This is a genomic window from Paraliobacillus sp. X-1268 (genome assembly GCF_003426095.1).
In the GTDB taxonomy this organism is placed as follows: Bacteria; Bacillota; Bacilli; order Bacillales; family Amphibacillaceae; genus Paraliobacillus_A; species Paraliobacillus_A zengyii.
Window position 1 is genome coordinate 816,615 of sequence record NZ_QJSK01000001.1, and the last position, 24,567, is coordinate 841,181.

A 24,567-nucleotide genomic window follows, 5' to 3' on the forward strand; every position below is an offset into this window, starting at 1 on the left:
ATCATGTCCATTTGCAGTATCTGCGTTCTTTTTATACTTTTTTCTAAAAGATTAATGTTTGTATAAATCATCAACCATCTTTACTAAAGGATCTATTTCTTATCCGCATCTGGGATAAAAATTTGACCACGTTTTTCTTTCATCAATAAAATTTGTAGAATTGTTCTAGATAAATCACTTGCTTTATAAGGTTTTACTAGATAATCAATAGCTCCGAGTGCAAAGCTTTTATCCTTTTCTTCAAGGGCAGAAGATATAATAATCGGAATATCACTATATTTAGCATCCATTTTCTTCAGTTCACCCATAAACTCCCAACCATCCATTTCACCTTTTTCAAGATTTAAATCAAGTACAATTGCATCTGGCATATGATGACTCAATTGATTGATAGCATCTAGTGCCTTAGTATAGTGGTAAACAGAGAATTTATTTTCCCTCAATTCCTGTTCAATCAAAGTAGCAAGACTATAATCATCTTCCACCACAAAAACAGTAAAGGCATTTTCTACTACTTCATTTTCAGGAGAAGTCTCTGTAGTAGCTATCGACTCAACTAATGGTAAGGATAGCGTGAATGTACTACCTTTACCGTACTCAGAAGAAACAGCTACATCCCCATCATGTGCATGGCTAATCTCCTTCACAATTGAAAGGCCAAGTCCTGTTCCACCTATTGTCTTGCGATCAGAATTATCAACACGATAAAATTTAGCGAATAGGTTAGCCAATGCATCCTTAGGAATTCCTAAGCCTTCATCTTTAATTGCAGTTTTAAGATAGTTTCCGTCTTGATATAACTGAATAGCTATTTCTCCACCATCTGGACTGTACTTGATGGCATTGCTGATAAGATTGGTAAATACTTGTTCCAGCTTATCTTGATCACCAAGCACCGTGGTATGGTCAGAATCAATTATTACGTTAAAGTGATGAAGTGACGCGTTTATCTGTTGCGTATCGACTACTTTATCAATTATTTTTACTAGATCAACATATTTTTTTGCGTAGCTCTGTTTTCCTGCTTCCATACGCTGCACATCAAGAAAGTCATTTATTAAAGAAGTTAAACGTGTTGTTTCTTGATAAATGGTTGTCAGGTATTTCTTCTGTTTTTCTGGCTTTAATGTACGATTCAGCATTAACTCTGTATAGCCATAAATGCTAGCTAATGGTGTTCGTAATTCATGACTCACCGTGCTAACAAATTCCGACTTCATTTGATCAATTTCTGCTTCTTTTGTAATATCTCGGTGCACAAAAACAGTACCAATTTTCTCTTCTTCATCAAATAAACTAGTTGCATATACTTTATAAATTTCGTTTTTGTTTTGTAACGTATACTGGAAGAAGTCATCCATTTCTTCAGCTTCTATCGCTCTTGAGAAAAATGCCTTAAATGCTTCTTTATCTTCTACGTGTGCTACCATTTCATTTGTCCATTCAGCAGCTGACAGACCGATAATTTCTGCATTCCAATCTTGACAACTAAAGACCGAGCGTAATTTTTGGTTTACTTGAACTGTTTGCCCGTTTAAGTCTACCAATTGAATGCCTTCTAATACAGTATTTAAAATAGCTTGATTGCGTTTGCGATCACCTTCTGTTTTATCGTACATTTGTATATTTTCCAACGAAATTGAAATCTGTTTAGTAAACCCTTCGTACTCTTCAATTTTATCCGTAGGAAAAGGTGTTCCATAACGACTTAAAACAAGTACTGCTCCGACTTCATTTTCCACATCTATTACAGGGAAATATAAATCATAAGCATAACTTTTTCCTTCATGAAGACCTTTCTCATCTTGTTCTAATTCACGTGTAACGGTAAAACTATTTTTGGACTGCATTAATCTTTCATGTAAACCATTATCTAGATTAGCAAGAAATTGCACTTCTCCAGCTTTTGATACGCCATAGGAAGCAAAATCTTTTTCTTCTAAAAATGAAATAATACCTTGATCTGCTTCTGTTACTTTACACATATTCACGATTATTTCTTGTAATACTGTTTGTTTATTTAATGAATTTGAAATTCCTTTGACAAATTCATTTCGAAGCTTCAAGTTATTTTCACTTTGTTGTAAATGAATAAGTACATTTTCTAACTCTTCTTTTTGCACTTCTAATTCATCTTGCTGTGCGATCAATTCTTCATTTTGGCCCAGAAGATCCTGTTCCTTACTTTGTAAAGTTTTAACCATCTTCTTAAAGGCATCTGACAATTGACCCAGTTCATCTTTTCGATCACTCATAAAATTCATATCGGCATCTTTACCAGTAGCAATTTCATTAGCCACTCCTGCAAATTCACTTATCGGTCTACCAATATTGATAAACATTGTCCGTGTCATCCTGAATAACAGAAAAATAATGCCTGCTAAATAAAGTCCGACCACCAGCAACACATACCCATTACGCTCAGCATGTAATTTATAATTCGATTCAATTTGACCATCGACTTTCAACCGATAGCTACGTACTTCTTCCTGAAAAATTTCTAGCTTATTTGTCACGCCATCATTCGCAATAGTTTGAATCTCGTCGACATTTCCTTGTTCATAATCAGCAATCATAACAGGGATTAAATCAGTATAATAGTACGACAAAAACTCTCTAACATTTTCAATAAAAATAAAGTCTTCATTTGTTACCGCTACTTCTTGAAAATCTGCTATAAAGGAACGTAATTTATCTTCCTGTGCATATCCACTATCTTTTAATACCTCATTATTATAGGCAAAATAGCCTCTAAAATCGAAAAATGCTTGATTAAAACTCGTATCAATTCGTTGGATAATCGTTTCTTTTCGCTCGAGTGTTTCATCTTGGGCTGCGTGATATGCATTTAACTGGATATAACCAATCGTAATAATAACCGCTCCAATTATGATAAAGAGGAGAAAGCGAGCCATTAAACCAACAAATTGCAAGGATAAACTTTGGTCTAAATAACCTTTAATTTTCATTTAAAATTTCCTCTACTTTATCTAATAAGGCTAATGGACTGAACGGTTTAGCCATAAAGTAATCAGCTCCAACTGCTAATACTTTCTCTTGTTCATATTGCTGATTTTTTGCTGATAACATCAGGATTTTAACACTATTTTTTAATGGATTCTTTCGTACTTCTTCTATTACTTCCACTCCCGTAACTTGTGGCATCATATAATCCAATATAAGTAGGTCATAATCATTTTCAGCAATTTTCGTTAATGCTTCTTTGCCATCGGCCGCTTCATCTATTTCAAAGTCACCATCTTCAATCGTATCAACAATCAACATACGAAGGACTTCTTCATCCTCTGCTAATAAAATCTTTTTCACATTTATTCCTCCACCAATTGAATAGTTTGATATAGCTCCTGCATGATATAATAGGACGGTTTTAAACGCTCATGATAGGTGGGTTGATTCCAAGTGTCCCATTCATAATACGCTTCAGCTTGCTGGATTACTTCTTCATTCTCCAATGCAACCATTCCAATTGTTATTCCATCAATGAAATTGCTACTTGCTAAACCACCGTTATATATATCACCAATTACCTCTTTTAAACTTGGATCTTTTACATTTAATAATAGCCATGGAATCTGTATTTCTAGCATCATTTTATCTGCACTAATGCTTATATCGGTTAAAGAATAATAATCTTCACTAGTTGGGTTGCCATTTCCGAAAAGAAGTTTTCCTGTCTCATAAGATTCAAACGGTAATGTAACATCCTTCGTAGGAACGATTAACTCCTTGTTTAAAGCTAAACGAATCGGATGAAAGACACCATTATCTTTTTGCTTGGCATATTCATTTGCTTCAATCATTTCTAAATCTTCGCCATATTGATAGTAAAATACATCATAATAACTATCGACAACTAGCCGCGCTTCTTCTGGATTTGGTAACTCCAATTTAAAATCTGTAGCAAAATCAAACGAGACTTGTTGGTCGTTACCTAGAGCTAAATCAGTTTGTCCTTGCGCTTCAATCGTATCAAATGCAAGATAGAGATCATCCTTGTCCCAATCAATTGGTCTTTCTAAATCGATGCGAATGTTGAGATTTTCTTCATCTGCGTCTACGTATAATTGATTTAAGAATGATTCTGAATCAGAAGCTTGATAGACTGGATCTATCCCTTTTCGCTCCCAGTCTCCGGTATTCCCATCAGCATAAATAGCCGTATCTAACGTACCTGCATCGTAGCTCAGCAAACCAAAATGTTGTTCATTTGTTTGGGCGTCATTCCAGTAAGGCCTTCTGTCTGGATTATCATAATCCATCGTGTTCCATGTTCGCTTGAACCACTCATCCTGCCAAGAAAATACCAGACCCCCTGCATAATCTTCCTGTACAATTGACTCAAATAGTTTTTGATTACTATTGCCCTGCTCTACTTCTGATAGAAATCCTTGATCCATACCGTGCACATTTCGATGGGTTAGACCACGTGAAGCAGGTACACCAAACTCTGCTACAAGAACAGGCATTTGATGTGCTTGTCTTAACTCATTTAAGTAGCCCGCATAGTTATTCTTTTCACCCGTCTGATCCAAGTAATTGGTGTAGTCAGGATCTAGGTTTAAAAAATCAGGATAGTACGGATAAACGTGATAAGAAGCAAACATACCACTTGTGAACTGATCCGTTGTACTTATATGATTCGGATTAATCGAAACGAGATCTTCTTGTTCTAATGGTTCAACTGGATGATCCAGTAAATCAGTTGTAACCCAATTGGTAAAACTAAGCGCATGTTGCCAATCATATTGCTCTGTTTCATATGCAGCCGTATATTCCATCATTTGAGCAAGCCAGATCTCAAATGGAGAAGCAACTGTTGTTTCCACAAATTCGCCAGCTAACTGCGACATCCCTTCCCATTTATCATTTGTACTTTGCACAACATATGGGTCCCACTCTGTTCCAAAAATAATCCCTAATATATAGGGAGAAACATCCTTTGTATAGCTACCAGAGGCATGTCCTGGGCGTTCTGGTAAGTCCGCATTACCATGAATGACATCAACTACTCGCTCTATTTCTGCTTCCACATCTTCGACTATTTCAGGTGAAAAAGCATCCTGGGCGCTCAACATATCTTCTTCATTCACCCACAGACCGTGAAATACGTATAATGGGTTCTCTGCACGTTGGTTATACGCATATAACGCTTCATAAAATCCTGGTGGATGAATTGTATAAACTCGAATGGAATTGGCATTCATATCGCCTATTTGTTGAAACCAGCTAAAGTATTCCTCTTTCGTAATAGCTGTTTCACCAGGAAAAGACCCCGCTTTTGTGATGCCCATATTTACACCTTTAATTAAAAAATCTTCCCATTCGCCATCCTTGTATAGTTGAATATAGGAAGAACCTGTTTGCGCATTTGTTTGTATACCATTATTCTCGACAATACTAACTGGTTCTTGTTCGACTGTTTTTTCGTCTACCTGATTCAGAACCGATTTCATTAATGGTACATAAGCATCCCAATAAAAGTCTTGATTACCTTGGAGCTTACGTAGAAAGCCTAATCCTTCAGTTTGATATATTCCAGGGACTTCTGCTTGATCTGCATAATCTCCTGCAAAATAATACGTCGTAAAGCTAGCATTTTGTTGCTGCACAATTGCTGGAAACTGCGTTGGAATACCAAAAGATTCAAGCGTAGCCTGTTCGTTCTCCTTTACAGGAAGTGAATAGGTAGCTAAAACTTCCTCCTCATCATTTGCAGCGATCACGTCAAACCAATAGCCATAACTTGTACGAATTTCCTTGCCAAAAAAGGCTTCACCGTTTTCTGTTGATTCAAGTTGGATACCTTCTGCCGTGAGCCCATCTTCTGAGACCACATGGACAAAATCCTCGCTATTAATAAAGACAAACCCAGAACCTTGATAGTCCCACTCTTGTCCTTGATTCGCTAAGTTTTCTTTTACCCAGTTTGGCACTTCCGTATTCGTTAGATCAGAGAAATACCGCCCCATCCAGCCACTCCATTTAATATTTAATAGATTATACATTCTATCTTGAATAGCAGGTTCTGTCGGGCTTGCAAATGTATTAAATTCTGCAATAAGTGTATTGCCATTGTCATACAACGTCTCTTCTAATCTGTCTACTTCCTCATCTTGTAAGCCACCATAGATTAATTCTGATTGATCACCAGTTTCATTTGCACCATAGAATTCATCTTCATAAACCCCATACAGATCAGTTAAATAAATCAATGGATATCCATCAAGTTCTTCAGGTAAATTACTAATCGTATATTCTTGATTACTTGTTGGGTGAAACCCTACATAATCTTGTCCCATTACATAGTCAGTTCCATCTGTTTTCTGATATTTATTGTTATTTAAAATCCAAGTAAGACCTTGATGCTCCTGATAGGATAAATTCGGAACGGTTTTATCGACAATTAATATATCAAGCTCTTCTGCGGGCTTTAGCTGCCAAAGCCAAAATGGACTAGTAAGTACAATAAGTAACAATACAATATAGAGAATAAATAGACGTGGACCTTTAATTGATAGCTTTTTCATTTCGATACACCTTTTCTTTTCATTTCGCCCCAACTATGGTCACGGCGGATAATTTGCCATATCCCTTCACATCTCCAAAGAACCGTAAGTGGGCGATACCAAAGCGTTTCTGTTAGAGCAAATAAAAATAACTTAACGATATCTGATACTTTTGGATATTTACGCAGACTCCATTCTTCTAATAAAACAGATGCCATTGAAAAAACAGAACCATAAAGTGCAGATAATAAAAATAATAAAATAGCGAATTCAATATACACGCCACCACTAAAGAGAGTGAATAGAATGAACAGATAACCCGAGAGTTCGACAATTGGCCCAAAAAACTCTACGATCCAAAAATATGGAAACGAGACAAACCCAATTGCCCCATACTTAGGATTGAAAGTAACTTTGCGATGACTCCATAAACTTTCAAAAAGTCCTTTATGCCAGCGTCTTCTTTGACTTCGTAATACACCAAAACTTTCTGGCACTTCTGTCCAACAAACTGGATCAGGAACATAAACTATTTTCTTTTTTAAACCTTTTTCTTTAATCAAACAATGCAGGCGTACTACTAACTCCATATCTTCTCCAACCGTATTGCGCTTATAACCACCCGCCTCTAAAACCCAGTGCTTTGAGAAAACACCAAATGCTCCAGAGATAATTAACAACAAATTATGGCGACTTAAACCAATTCTTCCCATTAAAAAAGCACGCAAATACTCAATTACTTGCATGACAACAATTGGCGCATTGGAAAGACCGATTTTAACTAAACTACCATTTCGGATATCACACCCATTTGCAATTCGTACACTACCGCCAGATGCAATTACATCCTCTCCTGAATCTATAATGGGCTTCATTACTTTCAAAAAAGCATCACTTTCTAAGACTGAATCACCATCTATCGAACAAAAATAAGGATAATGCGATACATTTAACCCTGCATTTAATGCATCTGCTTTTCCTCCATTTTTCTTATCTATCATATATAAATTTGGAAGGATTTTAGATTGATAAATAGCCTGTACCTCTTCTGTTTGAAGTTGTTTTCTAACTACTTTATCGATTTTAACCATTTCATATTTCTCAAGCATAATCGTTAATGTCTGATCTTTTGAACCATCATTTACAACAATAATTTCAAATTCGGGATAATTTATCGTCAACAATGATCGGACACTTTGGACAACACCAGCTTCTTCATTATATGCAGGCACTATAACAGAAATAGGTCTTGTAAAACTCTCATCTAGATAGTTTTCATATGGCTCCGTTCGATTTAGGCGATATTGTTTTCTCACTTGAAGCGTTGAGAAAAAAAGAATAACCGTATAAAAGGTAATTACAATAATCATATAAATTGCAATTCCCCACGCATAGAGTTGGATAATTGTTTGCAAATCCATTTAAGTGATAACTCCTTTATTCAACCATTCATTCGCCATATCACGTGCATACGCATCCTGACTTTCCTGTGTAATAGTTGTTAAAATTTCGAAACCATCTTGAAAACTAGCTAAACTCTCCCCTGCTTGTGACCTTACCCACCAGGATTCATCATGAAGTAACTTTTTTAAGCAGTTTTGTGAACGTTGATCTTGTTCTATTTTCAACAACCTGGCAACAAGCATTCTTTCTTGCCATGAGCTAGATTCACATAAAGGTAAATAGTCCGTTATATCATTTACATATCCAATCTTTACAATAGCTTTTAATGCACGTATTTTTATTTCACCTTTATATTCTTGATAGATCGACTCTAAAAAGGAAATAGATTCTATATCTTTCGAGTTCCCTATTTTTTCTACTACTGCATATTGAAGCGCAGGTGCTTCTTTTTTAAAATTATCTAAAAAAACGTTAAATTCATCATCTTCTACCCTGCGAAGAATAGTACGAAGATCAAATTCTAAAAGTTGTTCGCTTTTTAAATCGATATAATAATAAAGTTCTGGATTTTTAAAACGTGCTAATATAGATAAAGCTTGGACAACTTCTTCCTTCGTCACTCTCGGATGATCCACTATGTTTTTCTTGACATCTTCGGCTAATCCATCCATATATAAGTCTTCGATAAGAAACAATGTATTCATCCGTTTACTCCACTGTCTGCTTTTTAGATAACTACGATATGTCTCGGTTAAGTAAAGTGTTGCATAGTTGGAGAGATTTTTCTTTTCATCTTCCCCTTCTAATACATTTGAGAAATCACTTAACAGTTCCTCTATCGCCAATTTTCTTTCTTTCCCACTTGGACGAAGTAATCGGGAGGAATCACCCGTAACTAAATAGTCATAGACCGAGGCTTTATAATTTTCTTTATACTGTTTAATTCGCTTACGACTTCTATTTTCTCGTGCTTTTCTAATTAGTAAATAACCTAAAAGAAAAGTCAATAACACGAAAATAAAAACGGTTAATACCGATAAAGCAAAAAGTTCTCCACTTAGCATAGTTACTCAATCCTTTGAAGTAAGCGTTGAATTCTCGCTTGCAATTCGTTAATACTAAACGGCTTTGTTAAATAATCATCTGCACCCAAAGCTAATGCACGAACAATATCATTTTCACTTTTTCGACTGGTTAACATCATAATATTGAAATTTGCAGCATGTTTTTGACTTTTTAATTTTTGAAGAACCTCTATTCCATCCATGACAGGCATGACACCATCTAATATAATGAAATGTTTCCCTTTAACTTCAGGTCGCTTCTTCTCAAAGAATGCTGCACCATTCTCAAAAACTTCAATATCTAATTCAACACGTACAAGCTTAATATTGTTAAGTATTTTTGTTAGAATCGTCCTGATTATGCCATCATCATCAATGACAGATACATATATCTTTTTCTTTGAAACTTCTTGTAGCGTATCATTCCCTATTTCAACCCGTGCTCTGCCATTTTCCTTTGCCTTGTATAACGCTTGATCTGCTTGTTCTAGCGCAACTGATAAATCTGTTGCTTGGTCTTGCACAGTATATACACCTCCTGAAAAAGTAAGCGAAAAATAAGATTCGTTCGCACGATGTTTTACTGTAGCATAATCATCTATCATTCCTTGTATTTTCTCTTGTACCTCTTGATAAGAAATGCCAGCGAATAAAATGATAAATTCTTCTCCACCATAGCGAAAAACTGTATCTGCTTTTTTTACGTTTTTCACCAAAAACTGTGCAAAATCGTACAGTACTTTATCGCCTACTGAATGTCCATAGGTATCATTAACTTGTTTAAAATGGTCAATATCAAGCATTACTATGCTAAATGGTTGCTGTTTCACAACAAACTGATCTGCTTGTCTTTGGTAAACATCCTGTAATTGCTTTCTATTATATACTTGCGTTAATTCATCAATTGAAACAGACTGATCAAATAATTGTTTCCTCTGTAAATGCCGGTTAATTCTCACAATAAATTCTTCTATATCGATTTGCTTTTTCATAAAATCATCTGCACCTGTTTTAAATGCTGCGATTCTTTCTTCTCTATTACTATTCACACTAAGGATTACCTTTGGTACAAATTGTCTCTTATTATGTTCATGAATATCTTCTAATAATTCAAATCCATTCTTCATCGACATATCGAGATCAATTACTAAACAATCTGGTAAAAGGTCGAAATATTGATTCGTTGCTTTTTCAGGATCTGTATTGGTTAGAACCATCCAACCTTGTTTTTCTAATGCGTCCTTTAGAATAATTAGCATCGAAACATCGTCACCAATAATATGAATGAGCGGCGCTCTTTCTAACCAGGCATTCGTTGGCTCGATATCCGCTTCCTCTTCAAAATGTTCATAGTGATAACTCAATTGGATTAAAGGATACAAATATTCCCTTAATTCAGTTACGAGCCAGTGCCTATCTTCTTCTTCTTTTACTTCGATAATTAATTCAGATGAAAGTTGGTACAACCCTTCTAATTCTAACGTACCAGAAGTTCCCTTTATCGAATGAAGAAAACGATACACTTCCTCATTCGGTATATTCGCTTCATTATCACTCTCAAACCAAGCAATTATTTGTTTTTTTATATTATTTAACAGTAAATGTTTATATTTCTTTAGGTCCATTGTGGTTACTCCTTTAAAGCTAGAATGGGAACAAGTATGTTAGATCTAAAAGAGATACACGCTGTATAACCTGATCACTTTTCTCTATTATTTTTTGTTCGTACTATTACCTTCTATATTAACATGTAGTTCTGAATACCGATATACTCTTAAGCATAAAATAGAGGAACCATTTATTTAGTTATTCCATATCTATATAGTATTATCTTGAATTGAAAGGGCGTGAGCAAAATGAACGGTAACAATTTTGAAAATAGGATTGCGCCTAGTACAGAAGTGACCTTTGATAAGCAACGCCTGTTTTTCAATAAGTGGGAAATGTATAAGTTATTAGCCCAATATGATTTACCTTTTCAAATGCCTTATACTGCTATTTTTTCCATCCAATCGTTTGATCAATTCACCTCTAGGTCTATTCCCTTTTATGTAAAACCAGTCCATACATGGGCAGGTTTGCATATCACACGGATTACGCCTTTTTATAACGGCTATCACGTAAAACAACAGAACGGATCAGAAGAAACACTCCCTACGAAGCAAGCCTTGTGGCAAAAATTGGCCCAATACTATCAAAATACGCTTGCCATCATTCAACAACAGGCACCTACTATCGCTTTTAATTCACGGGCGTTTGACATTCGTGTCCATCTACAACGAGATGAACATGGTCAATGGCTTTACGCAGGAGATTTAACCCGCATTGGTGGGGAGAAATCCATTGTTTCTAATCATTTCACAAATGGTGGTGGCGTAGTAGAAACGGAATTCGTACTGCAACATTTATTTCGATACTCAAAAGGAAATAAAGTGTTAAGAACGCTAGCAAATGCCACATTCGCCATTTCTGAAGTTCTTGATAGTCAATATCCATTTGTCGACATTGGTGCTGACTTTGGTCTCGATCGAAACGGAAATCTCTGGTTATTTGAAGTCAATACAAATGATGCTAAAGGACGACCAGCTTATGATCTTTTTAAAAAACTACCCGATAAAAATGTTTATAAACAAATGATTGCAATGGATAAAAGACGGTATAAAATATGGAAGAAAAGCAACATGTATTTTTAATGGGTTTTATCATTATTAAAACGCGGATTAGGGGATCTAACAGGAATTAATATAAAGATAGCTAAGAGGATTGAAATCATTTTTTAACTACTCATAAACTAATTAACTATATTTGATATAGTATAATCGTTAGCAGAACAAACGGGCAACACATTTTTTAAAAACAAGCACTTTTACAAGAGATTTACCCTCTCATAATCATTACTTCTTTCATAGAATAAAGAAGTATGATGAAAGGAGGTTAAAAAAATTGAATGAACAAAACAAGCACTCAAAATTATTGCGTAGAAATTACAGTTACCAAAACAATGGATGTAAAGCATGTGGACATAGAATTTGCAGATGCAAAAAGAGAGAATGTCCAGAACTTGTCTATAAAGCACACAGATGTAAGGTAAAGCATAGTGTAATTAATATAATTAGCGGACCTCCAGGACCTATTGGACCTACTGGACCCACCGGACCTCCAGGAGGACCCACAGGGCCTACCGGCGCTACCGGACCAATTGGACCTACTGGCGACACTGGTGCTACCGGACCAATCGGGCCTACTGGCGACACTGGTGCTACCGGACCAATCGGGCCTACTGGCGACACTGGTGCTACCGGACCAATCGGGCCTACTGGCGCTACTGGTGCTACCGGACCAATTGGACCTACTGGCGACACTGGTGCTACCGGACCAATCGGGCCTACTGGCGCTACTGGTGCTACCGGACCAATTGGACCTACTGGCGACACTGGTGCTACCGGACCAATTGGACCTACTGGCGCTACTGGTGCTACCGGACCAATTGGACCTACTGGCGACACTGGTGCTACCGGACCAATTGGACCTACTGGCGACACTGGTGCTACCGGACCAATCGGGCCTACTGGCGCTACTGGTGCTACTGGACCAATTGGACCTACTGGCGACACTGGTGCTACCGGACCAATCGGGCCTACTGGCGCTACTGGTGCTACTGGACCAATTGGGCCTGCCGGCGCTACTGGACCAATTGGACCTACTGGCGATACTGGTGCTACCGGACCGGCGATTGGATTATCAGAATACGGATATATTTATAACCTTGGGGCTCAAGTTGTTCCTATAGAGGCAGATGTTGTTTTTGACTCAAATGGATTAATCACACCTGGAATTACCCATGCTCCTGGGACCTCTGAAATCTTAGTAACCACTCCAGGAGATTATGAGGTTACCTTCTCCACTTCTGGTGTTGAACCTAGCCAATTCGCATTATTTTTAAATGGAGCAAATGTTGATGGAACTGTCTATGGATCTGGGGCAGGTACCCAGCAAAACGATGGTCAAGCTATAATTGCCATAGCATCTGGAGATGTCCTCACACTTCGAAATCATAGTTCTACTGCAGCTGTTACACTTCAAACTTTAGCAGGAGGCACACAAACAAATGTAAATGCTTCGATTGTTATTAAAAAATTAGATTAGTTATAATGGATATAAAGCACTTAATTCAAGATGATAAGATAAAAAAAGACGCTCAGACATTTTGTCTGAGCGCCTTTTTTATGCCTATTCTTACCTACTCGTCTTCATCATCTAAAATTTCATCAAATGCTTCAGAAACTTTATCAAATTCCGCGTCATCTTCAATAGCAGTTAAGTCACCGTCTTCATCTGTTTTAAGGAAAAAGATATCAATATCGCCTTCCTCTTCCTCTTCTAGATCTGCTAGAAAACTTACAGCAAGATAATCCGTTCCCTCTAACGTAACATTCGCCAATACTTCTACTGTTTGTTCCAATTCTTGCTCATCAATAATGGTAAATACTTCACCAACTTCAATTTTATCCATCATAAACCCTCCCATGTACTATTATGTACTGTCATATATAGCATAACTTAAAATTTTCAAAAAATGCAAACTAAACATGAAAAAATTACAAAAAGTATAGAATACATATTTAAAACGTACATAAGATAGATAATGACTAATAATTTTATAAACTGGGTATAAAAAAACTACTAAGCTACCATACTAGTAAAAACAAGGAGGAATTCACTTATGATTTTAGCATACAGTATATATATTATTAGTTTAGGAGCTGCTTTTTTTGCGAGTTATAAATATGTAACTTATACGATGAAAGTAACACATATCAACCTTCACACAAATTTAATTGTAGCTAGTGTACTTAATCTAACACTCTATTCTTTAGCAATATTTAACTGGTTTCTGTACGCATTCCTAAGAAGCGAAGCGCAATTTATAAACGGACTTAAATTAGGGATTTGGCTATACATTACAAGCGAAGTTTCTTTAGTAGCCATCATGTTGTACAAGTATAAGCATAATGAAGTAATGAATTTTGTCCAATCGACCTGGGACTTTATAAAAACAAAAAGTTCAAAAGCCTATAGAGGAATTAAAAAATTGCAAAAAACATAAAGTAGGGATTCAGCATTTCAAACTGAACCATCAGCACTAACGCGTACTTCACCACAGTGAGTATATCAACCTTACTTAAATAGTTTCTTAATTAGTTTAAAAATATCAAAAGATGTTTTTTGATGGACTTTATTGTATGCATATTTTTTTGGATTCCTTGCCCAACTAGTTCCTTTTGGCATCTTTAAACCTGCGCGATGAACTAATTGCCTCTTTACACTTGTTCTAGCTGAAATCCTCTTTTTTAGACTCGGTTTTCGTATACCAAACTTCATGAGATTTGCTCCTTTGTTGTGCGACTAACGATACGTTACTTTTCGTCTGATTTAACTACTCGCGTCTTAAAGCGATTAAACTTCTGTAGCTCAAAGTAATGGTACCTTTCACTAGATTATAGCAGAAAATAAATGCAGCATAACCTCTTTATAATTGAATCTCCAAGATAAGCCCCTCCAAATAGCTGCGAAGGGGCTGTTTGTTTATCTACTAATTTAATCTTGTTTATAAGAAACATCTACTAACACTGGAACTGTAACAAATTCCATACCTTCATCTTTCAGTGTTGGTATTAGTTGGCGAAGCGCTTCAATCGTGTTGGTTCGGTCACCCTCCGAATCAGCGCCATCGTGCATAAGGACAATTGCACCTGGATGAATATTACTTAACACATTATAAGTGATCACTTCTGGCGCAGCCTCTTGCCAGTCTAATGAATCAACTGACCAACCAATCACCGAGTAATTCATATCCTCCAGTTTCTCAACTAATTCATTATTTAAAAAACCATATGGCGCACGAAATAATTTCGTTCGATAACCGATTTGCTCCGTTAAAGTAGCTTCGGTTCGGTTAACTTCATTCTCAAGTGTGGGAATATCCCCTTCTTCTACAAGGTTCGGATGCCAATATGTATGATTACCAATAATGTGACCTTCAGCAATTATCCGCTGTACAAGCTCGGGGTACGCTTTTGCCCTTGCACCCATCAGAAAAAACGTCGCTTTAACATTATACCCTTGCAATACATCTAAAATCTGTGGCGTAAAACGTGGATCTGGCCCATCATCAAACGTTAGCGCAATTCTATTCTCGGATTGATCGCCACTTAAGACAATCGTTTCAGGATATCGCTCTTGTAAAATAATATTGGAAACTGGATAACGAACGCGCTCCGATAATTCCGACCCACCTTCTGGTTCTGGTAAGTTTTCTTGACTTGGCTGCGCATAGCTTATTACACCAGTTGTAGTCCAAATTACGAGTAAGCCCATTATAAAAACTAACCAGCTACAGCTCTTCTTATTCATTTGTCCATCCTCCACATATAGTAATATCTTTATCCTTCTATAAAAAAGAATCTTTATTCATCTATTTGTGGGAGGATTATAACAAAAGACTACAAGAAACTTCATTTATAACAAATACATGATGTAATATGGTCGTTTACCATTCCACTAGCTTGCATAAAAGCATAACAGATCGTTGGTCCAACAAATTTAAAGCCTCTCTTCTTTAATGCTTTACTCATTTTGTCACTTATCTCTGTTGTTGCAGGCACATCACTAATATTTTCCCAACTGTTTATAATTGGTTTACCATCGACAAATGACCATATGTAGTCAGAAAAGCTTCCCTCTTCTTCAATTATCTCCAAATAAATCTTAGCATTCGTTATAGCTGCCTGAACCTTTAATTTATTTCGGATAATTCCTGGATCTTGTAACAATTCCGCTTTCTTATTCTCATTATATTTCGCGATTTTATCTGGATCAAAATGATCAAACACAGCGCGATAATGTTCTCTTTTTTTCAGTACTGTATACCAACTCAGACCTGCTTGCGCCCCTTCTAGTATAATTAATTCAAATAACTTCTGGTCATTGTATTCAGGAACGCCCCATTCATTATCATGATAATCGATATATAATGGATCATCATTCACCCAATCACAACGTTTCATTAACATCACCCCATCTATATCTATTGTATCAAATGAAATCAACTGAACATATTAACCACAATCGCTACTAACTTTTCCAATAAATTGGTCTAATCTTACAGTTAATATGGTAAACTAAGTACAAATAATTTTCTGCCTTTTTTAATTTAACTAAATCCGCATACTTGCGTGTATTCTAAAGGAGAAGAAGAATCATGAAAAAACTTTGGTTCGTTTATAGCTTATTATTTTTGTTTTTAGTTGGTTGCAACTCAGAATCTGAATCAGAATTGTCTTATTCAGAAGTGGAAATATCAAATCTAGAGGCTGATGCACGTGATTTTTTTGAAAGTAATACAGGTACATATGGCAACTATCTTTATACTGCTGGGGAAGATAATATATTTGTAATGATTAACGGAAAAAACGTTACCCAAGGCGAAGAAGCGATTCATTTTACCGACTTAGTGTTGAAGGAGATGGAGAAGTTCTAAAACTTAACTATAAGGAAGTAAAAACCGATGATTATACTGATGAGACCTTAAAATATAACCTTCTATATAGTGTAAAATTCGATAAAGACTATGAAGTTATTCAAATTTTTGAAAATGGCGAGGAAGAATCATTCACAATTGTATCAGGAAATGGAAATCAAGACCAATAGAAACAAACAAGTAACTTCGACTATGATGTGCAGGTTACTTGTTCACCTGATTCTATTTACAAAACATCTTTAACTTAAGGATACCTTTCATAAAATCATCAAATGAATTATAGTAGCGTTGGTTATACCATTTTGGAATAGTCTCCAATATCCAAGAAGGAATTGCCTTACCCTTGATGAGATGATAGTGTTCGTTATATGCTAGGTTTAAATGCTCCCAACGCGAGTCATCACCCTGCTCCAGATATTCAGAAACATCAATTATTTTCGCTCTTCCATTCTGTAAAATCACATTTTTAAAATGAATATCCCTCGGATTAAGATCAGCTTCACGCGCAAATTTCCGTGCTTCTTCAACATCATCCATTACTTGCTTAGGTATAGGAATGCCTTGTAAAAGACAGTCATACAAAGTAATGCCTGATTCAAAATCCACTACTAAATATCTATCCGTACTACCATAGCATTTCGAAAAAAAACGCGAGCCTTCTAATCGTTGATAAACACTTTCTTCGGTTTCTATTTTCATTCTTTTATCATCCGCATATAACTTAAACGCATGGGTTGGAACAGAAAGTAATTGAAAAACGGCGGCATCCGTTCCAACCCCAATGCACCTTAATTCTTTTGCACTTCCGTGTATAGTAACAGGTCTGTTATTAGCATTCGACGTAACTTTAATAGTTGAAAATAATTTATCTACAGATGTGAAGTCTTTTTCCATAAAACACACCCTCATTCACTTTTCATTAAACAATAGATAGAAACAAGAAACAGTGACGTAATAAAAGTACTGTTTATGTCCATACGCATTGTTTATAAAAATATCCTACTATAAGAATGTGGCAAAAGAACGGTAAAAACCCTCTATTTAGAAAACATTAAAAAACTTGCATAACAACACTGTCTATGTATGACATTATGATATGCAAGTGATTTCTTTCCAATTATATCCCGGGAAATAATTATATTGTATTAACGACAAACTCAAATAATACGAGTCGTAACAATACCCATAATTTGATTGATTTTTTCTGTTAAGCTTGGAATAATATCACCATCCACATTGTCCTCAATATCAACCATTGTATATGCATACTCTCCTCGGCTTCTATTAACCATATCAGCAATATTTAAATGGAAGGTAGATAGTACGGAAGTAATTTGTCCAACCATATTTGGAACGTTTTTGTGAAATACTGTTATTCGCTTTCTCCCTGTGTAAGGAAGGTATGTTTTCGGAAAATTAACAGAGTTTTTAATATTCCCTGTTTCGAGAAAATCTTTTATCTGACGTGCAGCCATAATTGCACAATTTTCCTCTGACTCTTTCGTAGATGCACCAAGATGTGGAATTGGAACAACATTCTTCATCTTAAGTATATTTTCATTTGGGAAATCGGAAATGTATTTACCTACTCTACCACTTTCAAGAGCAACTGCCATATCTTTTTCATTAACAAGCTCACCGCGTGAAAAGTTAAGAATTTGGACACCTGATTTCATTAATTTAAATGTGTCTTCATTAAACATACCACCCGTTCCGTCAGTGAATGGAACGTGGACCGTAATAAAATCGCAACTAGCAAACAATTCTTCAATCGTCATTGCCCGTTTTACATTCCGTGATAAATTCCATGCTGTATCAACAGAAATAAATGGATCAAAACCAATAACATCCATATCTAATTGAAGTGCATCATTTGCGACAAGTGCACCAACTGCTCCCAGACCAATCACACCTAGTGTTTTCCCTTTAATTTCTTCACCAACAAACTGTTTTTTCCCTGCTTCAACAAGCTTCGGAATGTCTTCACCTTTTCCATCTAATGTTCGGGTCCAATCAATTCCAGCAAAAAGATTACGAGATGAAGCCATTAAGGTAGTCAATACAAGTTCTTTTACAGCATTCGCATTAGCACCAGGTGTATTAAATACAACAACACCCTTATTTGTAAAACTGTCGACTGGGATATTATTAACACCCGCACCTGCTCGAGCAATCGCCTTTAAGTTATCACCAAACGTTCCATCATGCATGTTAAAACTACGAACGACGATCGCATCAGGATTGTCATTTTCATCATCTAATTTATAATTATCTCTAAATACTTTGAGCCCATTTTCAGATATAGGATTTAATGTTTTTATTGTATTCATTTTTTCTAATGTAATTGTGTTCATATTTATTCCTCCTCATGATCTTATCTTCCATTTCAACAAGACTTACTGCGTAATAGCCAACTATCCCCCTTTTAAAAAACAGAAAGAGGTAAGGGAAATAATTCCCTTACCTCTGCCCAGGCGAACGGCTAAAACACTATGTGCTCCCTCACGGTTATCCGCGTTTCGCCAGTCACACATAGACTTGTCTTTTATTTTTTACTCGTATTTCAATAAAAAAAGCCTAGAATATGCAGAATATTTTCCACATCTAGACATACGGAAGTTAAAGAACCCTGCCAAGCATCAACTAATGCTGAACATGGAAAGGCGGTTACAGAAATCAACAACCTTACTTTAACTCGTAGTCTAGTTCTTTAACTTGGGAACCAGTTAGAAACGCTCAGACCATATTACCGAGAATATACGAGGATTATTGCTTTGTTAGGTACAAGGATAATATAACAAACCCACACTAGATAATCAATAAAAATCTGAATATTTCTAAAAGGGAAATAACATGTTTATTTATAATATTTTTTCTCCAAACCTAATTCATTTAACTCATAAAAATGCATTTTATTGTTTTAAAATATAATATTATCGCACTATATTTTTCGTTAAAAAACCTTTAAACCTAATGAATTATGGGACTTGTTTATACTCATTTTATCTAATAGATATATTAACACGTGCAGAAAGAACTATTTTTTAAAGGTTATTTTAAGTTTCATTCAATAAGTTATCTACAGAGAGTAAAAACAATATAGAGGAGTTGCAACAGATTGAAATCGAAAACATCATTTTTTTTAGAGAATACGTTAGTCTATAGATGGCTAATTATCATCGCTTTACCATTTTACTATTTTACAGATCAGTTTATTACACAGAGAGATGTTATTTTTGCAATAAATTTATCAATACTTGTTCTTTCCGCTTTGTCTTTTCGTAAAATTTGGATCCAAGTAATTTCAAGTGGCCTTATCTCGTACATAAGTAATTTTACCGTTTCAGAATGGAACCCACATATGTTTTTGTTTCATTGGTTCTCATCTTTCGTAGTATCTGCTTTGATAATGACCTTAATCGAAAAGTATCTTAATGAAAAAAGGAATACAATAGATTTGATTAATAGCTTAGCTAAATCTTTAGATTCAAGAGATGAATATACGGCATTGCATTCACATAATGTCGCCACTTATTCCAGAAAAATCGCAAAAGAAATGAACCTTAGTAATAGTGCCTGTGACAATATTTACTTCGGAGGTCTACTCCATGATATCGGGAAAATTGGAGTTTCAGAACACACATTAAATAAACCAGCTAAATTAACTGAGCAAGAATATAATCAGATAAAACAACACCCGCTTATTGGCTTTAACCTTGTTAAACATATTAATAGATTTGAATCTAGCGGTATTCTAAACATGATCTTACATCATCACGAACGCTATGATGGTAAAGGATATCCACATGGATTAAAGGGAAATAACATCCCACTGGAAGCAAGGATAATGGCTGTAGCTGATTCATTCGATGCGATGACTTCAAAAAGAGTCTATAGAAGACAAGCTGATTGGGAAGAAGTTTTAAAGGAACTTACTAAAAATAAAGAAACACAGTTTGATCCAATTGTAGTAAATGCTTTTGTAACAGTATTAAAAGCAGAAAAATTTCAAACTACTTACAATAAGGATCAAAATCATAGAGAGAAAGATATACTTACTCACAACCAAGCAATTATTTAGTTTTATAAATCCAATTGATAAAACAACATACTTTACATACAACGGAGGAATTTATATGAAAAAAATATCAACGAAAATTATTATACTATCCTTAATTAACTCGATTATTGTTGCAGCAATTAATGTTGGAAGTTCGCTTTTTATGACTTCAACTAATGATGCTACTACAGAGGCTACAGGAGATATGGCTGCAACTCCAGGTTTTATGATTCCAAATACTATTATAATTGGACTTGCTGTTTCGCTTATTATTGGTGTAATACTTTCGTATATATTAGGAAGAATTATTTCAAAACCTATTTTGCAAATGACAGAAGTTGCCGAGAAAACAGCAAGCTTAGATTTACAAGATGATGAAGCATTCCTTGAAGCAATTCAAAAAAAGGAAGGCGAAATTGGTAAAATGGCAGCAGCACTAGGACAAACTCGAAAAGTATTAAGAGAGATGGCGATCCGATTACAGGATTTTTCATCTACGGTTTCCTCTCATTCTAGTAGTCTTAGTAAGAATACAGAAGAAAATGTCCAATCCATTACACAGGTTGTAACTACGATTAATGGTATTGCCGTAGAAAACACCGTGCACGCACAAACAATTAATGATAGTAATGCAACCTTGTTGGAGGTTGTTAACCTAATAGAAGAAATGACGAATGAAGCTTCTCGTGGATCAGATTATGCCGTTTCTTCTATAGATGCTGTTTCAGAGGGACAAAAGTCTATTGATTTACAGACTGCAAAAATGGATGAAAATATAGAAGTGTCCATGCTTGCAAATAACTCAATTAATGAGCTTAGTGAAATGATTAAACAAGTAGGCGGAATTGTTACAGTTATTGATTCTATTGCAGAACAAACAAAACTATTAGCGTTAAATGCCTCAATAGAAGCAAGCAGAGCAGGAGATGCCGGTAGAGGATTTAACGTCGTCGCAGGGGAAGTTAGAGACCTCGCTGATAAATCAGCCACAGCAGCGAAAGAAATAGCGAGTTTGATTACAAAAACAACAGAAAAATCAGCTGCTTCGGTTACAAATATTAGTAAATCAACTGCACTAATTCAAGAACAAAAAGATGACCTTAAGATTACAACATCTACTTTTGAAAAAATCAAAACGGCTTATGATAGCATTGTTAAAAGTTTTAAACATACTGCAACATCAGCTGAAACAGTTAATCAAAAGTCGAAACAAATCTCTATCCAGATGCAAGACATGACCAAAACGGCAGAAGAATTTGCTGCAAGTACAGAAGAAATTTCAGCTTCAGGACAAGAACAATTAAATGCAACAGAGATAATCTCACAAGCGACAAATGATTTACACCAATTAGCTGGAGAGTTAAATATAGAGATTAATAAATTTAAAGTCTAAAAATAAAAAGGAAACCTGATCTTAAACAAGATGAGGTTTCCTTTTTTGTTACGACTCTTGATTATTCCCAAACGCTTCTGGAATCATCGTGAATCCTTCGATTATTGTGTCTTCTTCTACTTCAATCATAATGCACAGTTTACCATTAAAGTTAACCTGCCTAACGTATTTTAGATCCTGCGGGCTTAGTGAAATGTTAGCAATCTTCGTACTAATTTTGATAGATTTGGAATTATATTTTGGTAAGATGCTACTTGCTTTAAGCTCATAATTATTGTCATCAATAACCTTATTAAAAGCTGCTTCTACCTTTTCCGTATTCACCTCTTCTACCCCACTCATTTTTAAAACGCGTTCAACATCTTGACGGTCTAACTTTGGTGGCTCATCCTCTTCGTTATCCTGGATTACGCGATTAATTTCTTCATAAACATTTGCGAGTGTTGCTGTATTTAATTGATTTCCAGTTACATCTTTAACAATTTCCTCAAAAACGATTTTATCTTCTTGTGCAGTCATCGTCTCCTCAGCATTTAACACTTCTTCAATGAACTCTGGATCTGGTTCATGTGCTTTACCTGATAAATATAAAATGTGATTGACGTCAGCTGCATTATCGGAAAAACAAGGGAATAAAAATCCGGCAACTGGCGTATTAAGGTTGATAACTGGATCAACTTTTACATTATATCTAAATTCTTTCTCGACATAATCAAATTGCAATTCCTTTTTTGGCTCTTGAGTATTATTAATACTGCATAAGATAAACGCATGTGAATAGACAGTATCACGATCACTTTGCTCCGACTCTTCACTACTTCGTTTCATTGGCTTTAAATATTCAGCCCGAATGAATGTAACGACAACATCATTTTCATATTGTTTATCTTGGAGCATTTTTTCCACTAGAAGAAGCATCTGTGCTTTCCAGTCCTCTACCTCACTGCTCAATAACCCTTGATGAAGAATAAGTTGACTACTATTCTCCACTTCTCGTTGAAATTTTAATTCAAATAACTTTTCGTCTAATTGACCTGTCAGTACTTTTTTGAAATTATTTAAAAATAATTCTTGCTGATCTTCATCTAATAATTCAAAAGGCTGGCTTTGCTCATGATATATTTCACTTGATTCCTTCATAATGTAAACATTATAAATATCGGTTATTTTAAGTAAGTCATTCCCTACTTTAAATTGTCTTCGAATATTTGCGATATCTTTTTTGTTCATCGTTTGTCCCGCTCCTTTTACCGTTTCTACCATTTTTTCTATTTTTTTAATTGTATATCCACGCGCTTTATGGCTATTCGATCACTTGGATAACTTACTAGATATCATTATCTTACTAGATTATAGCACAAGCAAAACTATTATAGGAACGAATGTTTTGCTTAAACTATACAACTTAGAGGAGTTATTTAATGAATTTCACATTTAAAAGAGGAACACATCCTTACCCGTAAACCATAGTTATTTTACTCTAGTTTCTAATCTACAGAAAAACAAAAAGTAGATCTTCTATTAAAATGAGATCTACTTTTTATTTATGATGCACATTAATTATTTTTACATCTCTAATCCAGCTATACCGAAGCCACCAGGTCCAGCATGAGTAGAAATCATAGCACCTGCTTGTACCCAAATAATATCCTTGAAACCTGCATCTTTTGCAACTTTATTCATCCGTTCTTTAATTGTCTCATCAAGTCCGATCGAGTATTGGAAATAAAGCTGTTTTCTGTCAATGTTATAATCATTTAAAAAATCTTCGACAAGTTTTTCTGCGACTATATTAATCTTCCCACGATATTTTTTTGTTGATACAAGTTTACCCTCTACTAATTCAATTCGTGGTTTTATCTTTAGCAAGGCACCACCGATATAAGCGACATTACTAACACGCCCACCAGCTCTCAAAAAGTCTAATCTACCTGGCACAAATGCCAGCCTTGCTTTAGGAACGATCGACTCAATTTTTTCTATTAATTCTTCGGGTTTGATCATAGGATCTTTAGCTAACAAGTCAGCCGCATAAAGTACAATTGCAGCTAATCCTCCGGTAACATTTAACGCATCAATTAGAAAAAGATTATCAAAATCTTCTGATGCAATTATCGCATTTTGAAAAGATGATGAGGCTTTTGATGTATAACCAATATGTATAATTGTACAATCAGGATGGTCTTTTCTAATCTCAGTAAAAAAAGCAGTGTATTCATGTGCATTTGTGGATGTTGTTGAAGGGATTTTTTTCGTGCGGTCATAATGATCATAAATCTCCTGTACAGGTAATGATCCATCTAAATAATCCTGTCCATCCATGATCACGTGCATTGGAACAACCTTTATGTCGTATTTGGCAGCTAATTCTTCTGGTACATCAGCACCGCTTTCTGTCGTTAAAATAATTTTTTGCATATCTATCTAGGTCCCCTTTCAACTTTCATTCTGTTAACTATTATGCCTGAATTTCTTGTATTTTAATAAGATTACCGGCTACTTTTTTTTACTTTATCAATTAGATTTCTATTATACCCTCTAGAAGCCGAAATAAAGTCAGTCATATGTTTTTTACATTG

20 protein-coding genes and 2 riboswitches are annotated in these 24,567 nt (G+C 35.4%); of the genes, 6 read left to right on the top strand and 14 right to left on the bottom strand.

What is annotated here, in order from left to right; all coding sequences use genetic code 11:
- Positions 1 to 92: 92 nt before the first annotated feature.
- The 6 genes from D2K62_RS04145 to D2K62_RS04170 are packed head-to-tail and all read right to left on the bottom strand — an operon-like array spanning position 93 to position 10,620.
- A complete protein-coding gene (locus D2K62_RS04145; protein WP_117160948.1) occupies positions 93 to 2,969 on the bottom strand; it encodes an ATP-binding protein in 2,877 nt (958 codons plus the stop codon).
- A complete protein-coding gene (locus tag D2K62_RS04150) occupies positions 2,959 to 3,327 on the bottom strand; it encodes a response regulator transcription factor (RefSeq protein WP_112180534.1) in 369 nt (122 codons plus the stop codon). The genes D2K62_RS04145 and D2K62_RS04150 overlap by 11 nt, the downstream gene beginning before the upstream one ends.
- Positions 3,328 to 3,329: 2 nt before the next feature.
- The gene (locus tag D2K62_RS04155; protein ID WP_112180533.1) at positions 3,330 to 6,548 is read right to left on the bottom strand and encodes a hypothetical protein; all 3,219 of its coding nucleotides are present in this window, start codon (positions 6,546 to 6,548) and stop codon (positions 3,330 to 3,332) included.
- The gene (locus D2K62_RS04160; RefSeq protein WP_112180532.1) at positions 6,545 to 7,948 is read right to left on the bottom strand and encodes a glycosyltransferase family 2 protein; all 1,404 of its coding nucleotides are present in this window, start codon (positions 7,946 to 7,948) and stop codon (positions 6,545 to 6,547) included. Before D2K62_RS04160 ends, D2K62_RS04155 begins: the two co-directional genes overlap by 4 nt.
- A complete protein-coding gene (locus D2K62_RS04165) occupies positions 7,949 to 8,995 on the bottom strand; it encodes a HEAT repeat domain-containing protein (protein ID WP_117160949.1) in 1,047 nt (348 codons plus the stop codon).
- Positions 8,996 to 8,997: 2 nt separating this feature from the next.
- Positions 8,998 to 10,620, bottom strand: coding sequence for a diguanylate cyclase (locus tag D2K62_RS04170; RefSeq protein ID WP_112180530.1), 1,623 nt, complete (start codon positions 10,618 to 10,620; stop codon positions 8,998 to 9,000).
- A 231-nt stretch (positions 10,621 to 10,851) separates the two neighbouring features.
- Here D2K62_RS04170 and D2K62_RS04175 point away from each other — a divergent pair, with 231 nt between their 5' ends.
- Entirely contained in the window at positions 10,852 to 11,688 is an 837-nt protein-coding gene (locus tag D2K62_RS04175; RefSeq protein WP_112180529.1) for a YheC/YheD family protein, read from the top strand.
- A gap of 409 nt (positions 11,689 to 12,097) precedes the next feature.
- Positions 12,098 to 13,141 carry a collagen-like domain-containing protein gene (locus D2K62_RS04180; RefSeq protein WP_117160999.1) on the top strand — a complete coding sequence of 348 codons (1,044 nt, stop codon included), beginning with the start codon at positions 12,098 to 12,100 and terminating at the stop codon, positions 13,139 to 13,141.
- A gap of 94 nt (positions 13,142 to 13,235) precedes the next feature.
- On the opposite strand, the gene D2K62_RS04185 is transcribed toward D2K62_RS04180, so the two are convergent.
- On the bottom strand, positions 13,236 to 13,508 hold the full coding sequence (locus D2K62_RS04185; protein ID WP_112180528.1) for a DUF1292 domain-containing protein: 273 nt from the start codon (positions 13,506 to 13,508) through the stop codon (positions 13,236 to 13,238).
- 210 nt (positions 13,509 to 13,718) lie between these two features.
- Between D2K62_RS04185 and D2K62_RS04190 the strand changes: the two genes are divergently transcribed.
- Positions 13,719 to 14,102, top strand: coding sequence for a hypothetical protein (locus D2K62_RS04190; protein ID WP_112180527.1), 384 nt, complete (start codon positions 13,719 to 13,721; stop codon positions 14,100 to 14,102).
- Between the two features lie 71 nt (positions 14,103 to 14,173).
- Here D2K62_RS04190 and D2K62_RS04195 read toward each other — a convergent pair whose 3' ends face one another.
- The 3 genes from D2K62_RS04195 to D2K62_RS04205 form a co-directional block, all read right to left on the bottom strand.
- Positions 14,174 to 14,377 (bottom strand): hypothetical protein, encoded by a 204-nt coding sequence (locus D2K62_RS04195; protein WP_112180526.1) that lies wholly within the window; start codon positions 14,375 to 14,377, stop codon positions 14,174 to 14,176.
- Between the two features lie 216 nt (positions 14,378 to 14,593).
- Entirely contained in the window at positions 14,594 to 15,373 is a 780-nt protein-coding gene (locus tag D2K62_RS04200; RefSeq protein WP_232824213.1) for a polysaccharide deacetylase family protein, read from the bottom strand.
- A gap of 137 nt (positions 15,374 to 15,510) precedes the next feature.
- Positions 15,511 to 16,062 (bottom strand): DNA-3-methyladenine glycosylase I, encoded by a 552-nt coding sequence (locus D2K62_RS04205; RefSeq protein WP_198663156.1) that lies wholly within the window; start codon positions 16,060 to 16,062, stop codon positions 15,511 to 15,513.
- A gap of 194 nt (positions 16,063 to 16,256) precedes the next feature.
- On the opposite strand from D2K62_RS04205, the gene D2K62_RS04210 reads away from it, so the two are divergent.
- On the top strand, positions 16,257 to 16,535 hold the full coding sequence (locus D2K62_RS04210; protein WP_112180523.1) for a hypothetical protein: 279 nt from the start codon (positions 16,257 to 16,259) through the stop codon (positions 16,533 to 16,535).
- A 222-nt stretch (positions 16,536 to 16,757) separates the two neighbouring features.
- Here D2K62_RS04210 and D2K62_RS04215 read toward each other — a convergent pair whose 3' ends face one another.
- Positions 16,758 to 17,429 (bottom strand): serine/threonine protein kinase, encoded by a 672-nt coding sequence (locus D2K62_RS04215; RefSeq protein ID WP_112180522.1) that lies wholly within the window; start codon positions 17,427 to 17,429, stop codon positions 16,758 to 16,760.
- 263 nt (positions 17,430 to 17,692) lie between these two features.
- Positions 17,693 to 18,889 carry a phosphoglycerate dehydrogenase gene (locus tag D2K62_RS04220; RefSeq protein ID WP_112180521.1) on the bottom strand — a complete coding sequence of 399 codons (1,197 nt, stop codon included), beginning with the start codon at positions 18,887 to 18,889 and terminating at the stop codon, positions 17,693 to 17,695.
- A 107-nt stretch (positions 18,890 to 18,996) separates the two neighbouring features.
- Positions 18,997 to 19,075, bottom strand: a riboswitch (ZMP/ZTP riboswitch).
- A 138-nt stretch (positions 19,076 to 19,213) separates the two neighbouring features.
- A riboswitch (purine riboswitch) is annotated at positions 19,214 to 19,318 on the bottom strand.
- 335 nt (positions 19,319 to 19,653) lie between these two features.
- On the opposite strand from D2K62_RS04220, the gene D2K62_RS04225 reads away from it, so the two are divergent.
- Entirely contained in the window at positions 19,654 to 20,616 is a 963-nt protein-coding gene (locus D2K62_RS04225) for an HD-GYP domain-containing protein (RefSeq protein WP_117160950.1), read from the top strand.
- Between the two features lie 55 nt (positions 20,617 to 20,671).
- The gene (locus D2K62_RS04230) at positions 20,672 to 21,988 is read left to right on the top strand and encodes a methyl-accepting chemotaxis protein (protein WP_112180519.1); all 1,317 of its coding nucleotides are present in this window, start codon (positions 20,672 to 20,674) and stop codon (positions 21,986 to 21,988) included.
- 48 nt (positions 21,989 to 22,036) lie between these two features.
- On the opposite strand, the gene D2K62_RS04235 is transcribed toward D2K62_RS04230, so the two are convergent.
- The gene (locus D2K62_RS04235) at positions 22,037 to 23,218 is read right to left on the bottom strand and encodes a DUF4317 domain-containing protein (RefSeq protein ID WP_112180518.1); all 1,182 of its coding nucleotides are present in this window, start codon (positions 23,216 to 23,218) and stop codon (positions 22,037 to 22,039) included.
- Positions 23,219 to 23,554: 336 nt separating this feature from the next.
- On the bottom strand, positions 23,555 to 24,406 hold the full coding sequence (locus D2K62_RS04240; protein WP_112180517.1) for a DegV family protein: 852 nt from the start codon (positions 24,404 to 24,406) through the stop codon (positions 23,555 to 23,557).
- Positions 24,407 to 24,567: the final 161 nt, after the last annotated feature.

Coding starts and splice junctions, on each gene's coding strand:
- D2K62_RS04200 (WP_232824213.1), bottom strand. CDS start 15,373: ATGGGCTTACTCGTAATTTGGACTACAACTGGTGTAATAAGCTATGCG.
- D2K62_RS04220 (WP_112180521.1), bottom strand. CDS start 18,889: ATGAACACAATTACATTAGAAAAAATGAATACAATAAAAACATTAAAT.
- D2K62_RS04205 (WP_198663156.1), bottom strand. CDS start 16,062: ATGAAACGTTGTGATTGGGTGAATGATGATCCATTATATATCGATTAT.
- D2K62_RS04230 (WP_112180519.1), top strand. CDS start 20,672: ATGAAAAAAATATCAACGAAAATTATTATACTATCCTTAATTAACTCG.
- D2K62_RS04160 (WP_112180532.1), bottom strand. CDS start 7,948: ATGGATTTGCAAACAATTATCCAACTCTATGCGTGGGGAATTGCAATT.
- D2K62_RS04195 (WP_112180526.1), bottom strand. CDS start 14,377: ATGAAGTTTGGTATACGAAAACCGAGTCTAAAAAAGAGGATTTCAGCT.
- D2K62_RS04215 (WP_112180522.1), bottom strand. CDS start 17,429: ATGGAAAAAGACTTCACATCTGTAGATAAATTATTTTCAACTATTAAA.
- D2K62_RS04235 (WP_112180518.1), bottom strand. CDS start 23,218: ATGAACAAAAAAGATATCGCAAATATTCGAAGACAATTTAAAGTAGGG.
- D2K62_RS04185 (WP_112180528.1), bottom strand. CDS start 13,508: ATGGATAAAATTGAAGTTGGTGAAGTATTTACCATTATTGATGAGCAA.
- D2K62_RS04175 (WP_112180529.1), top strand. CDS start 10,852: ATGAACGGTAACAATTTTGAAAATAGGATTGCGCCTAGTACAGAAGTG.
- D2K62_RS04190 (WP_112180527.1), top strand. CDS start 13,719: ATGATTTTAGCATACAGTATATATATTATTAGTTTAGGAGCTGCTTTT.
- D2K62_RS04210 (WP_112180523.1), top strand. CDS start 16,257: ATGAAAAAACTTTGGTTCGTTTATAGCTTATTATTTTTGTTTTTAGTT.
- D2K62_RS04165 (WP_117160949.1), bottom strand. CDS start 8,995: ATGCTAAGTGGAGAACTTTTTGCTTTATCGGTATTAACCGTTTTTATT.
- D2K62_RS04145 (WP_117160948.1), bottom strand. CDS start 2,969: ATGAAAATTAAAGGTTATTTAGACCAAAGTTTATCCTTGCAATTTGTT.
- D2K62_RS04240 (WP_112180517.1), bottom strand. CDS start 24,406: ATGCAAAAAATTATTTTAACGACAGAAAGCGGTGCTGATGTACCAGAA.
- D2K62_RS04170 (WP_112180530.1), bottom strand. CDS start 10,620: ATGGACCTAAAGAAATATAAACATTTACTGTTAAATAATATAAAAAAA.
- D2K62_RS04155 (WP_112180533.1), bottom strand. CDS start 6,548: ATGAAAAAGCTATCAATTAAAGGTCCACGTCTATTTATTCTCTATATT.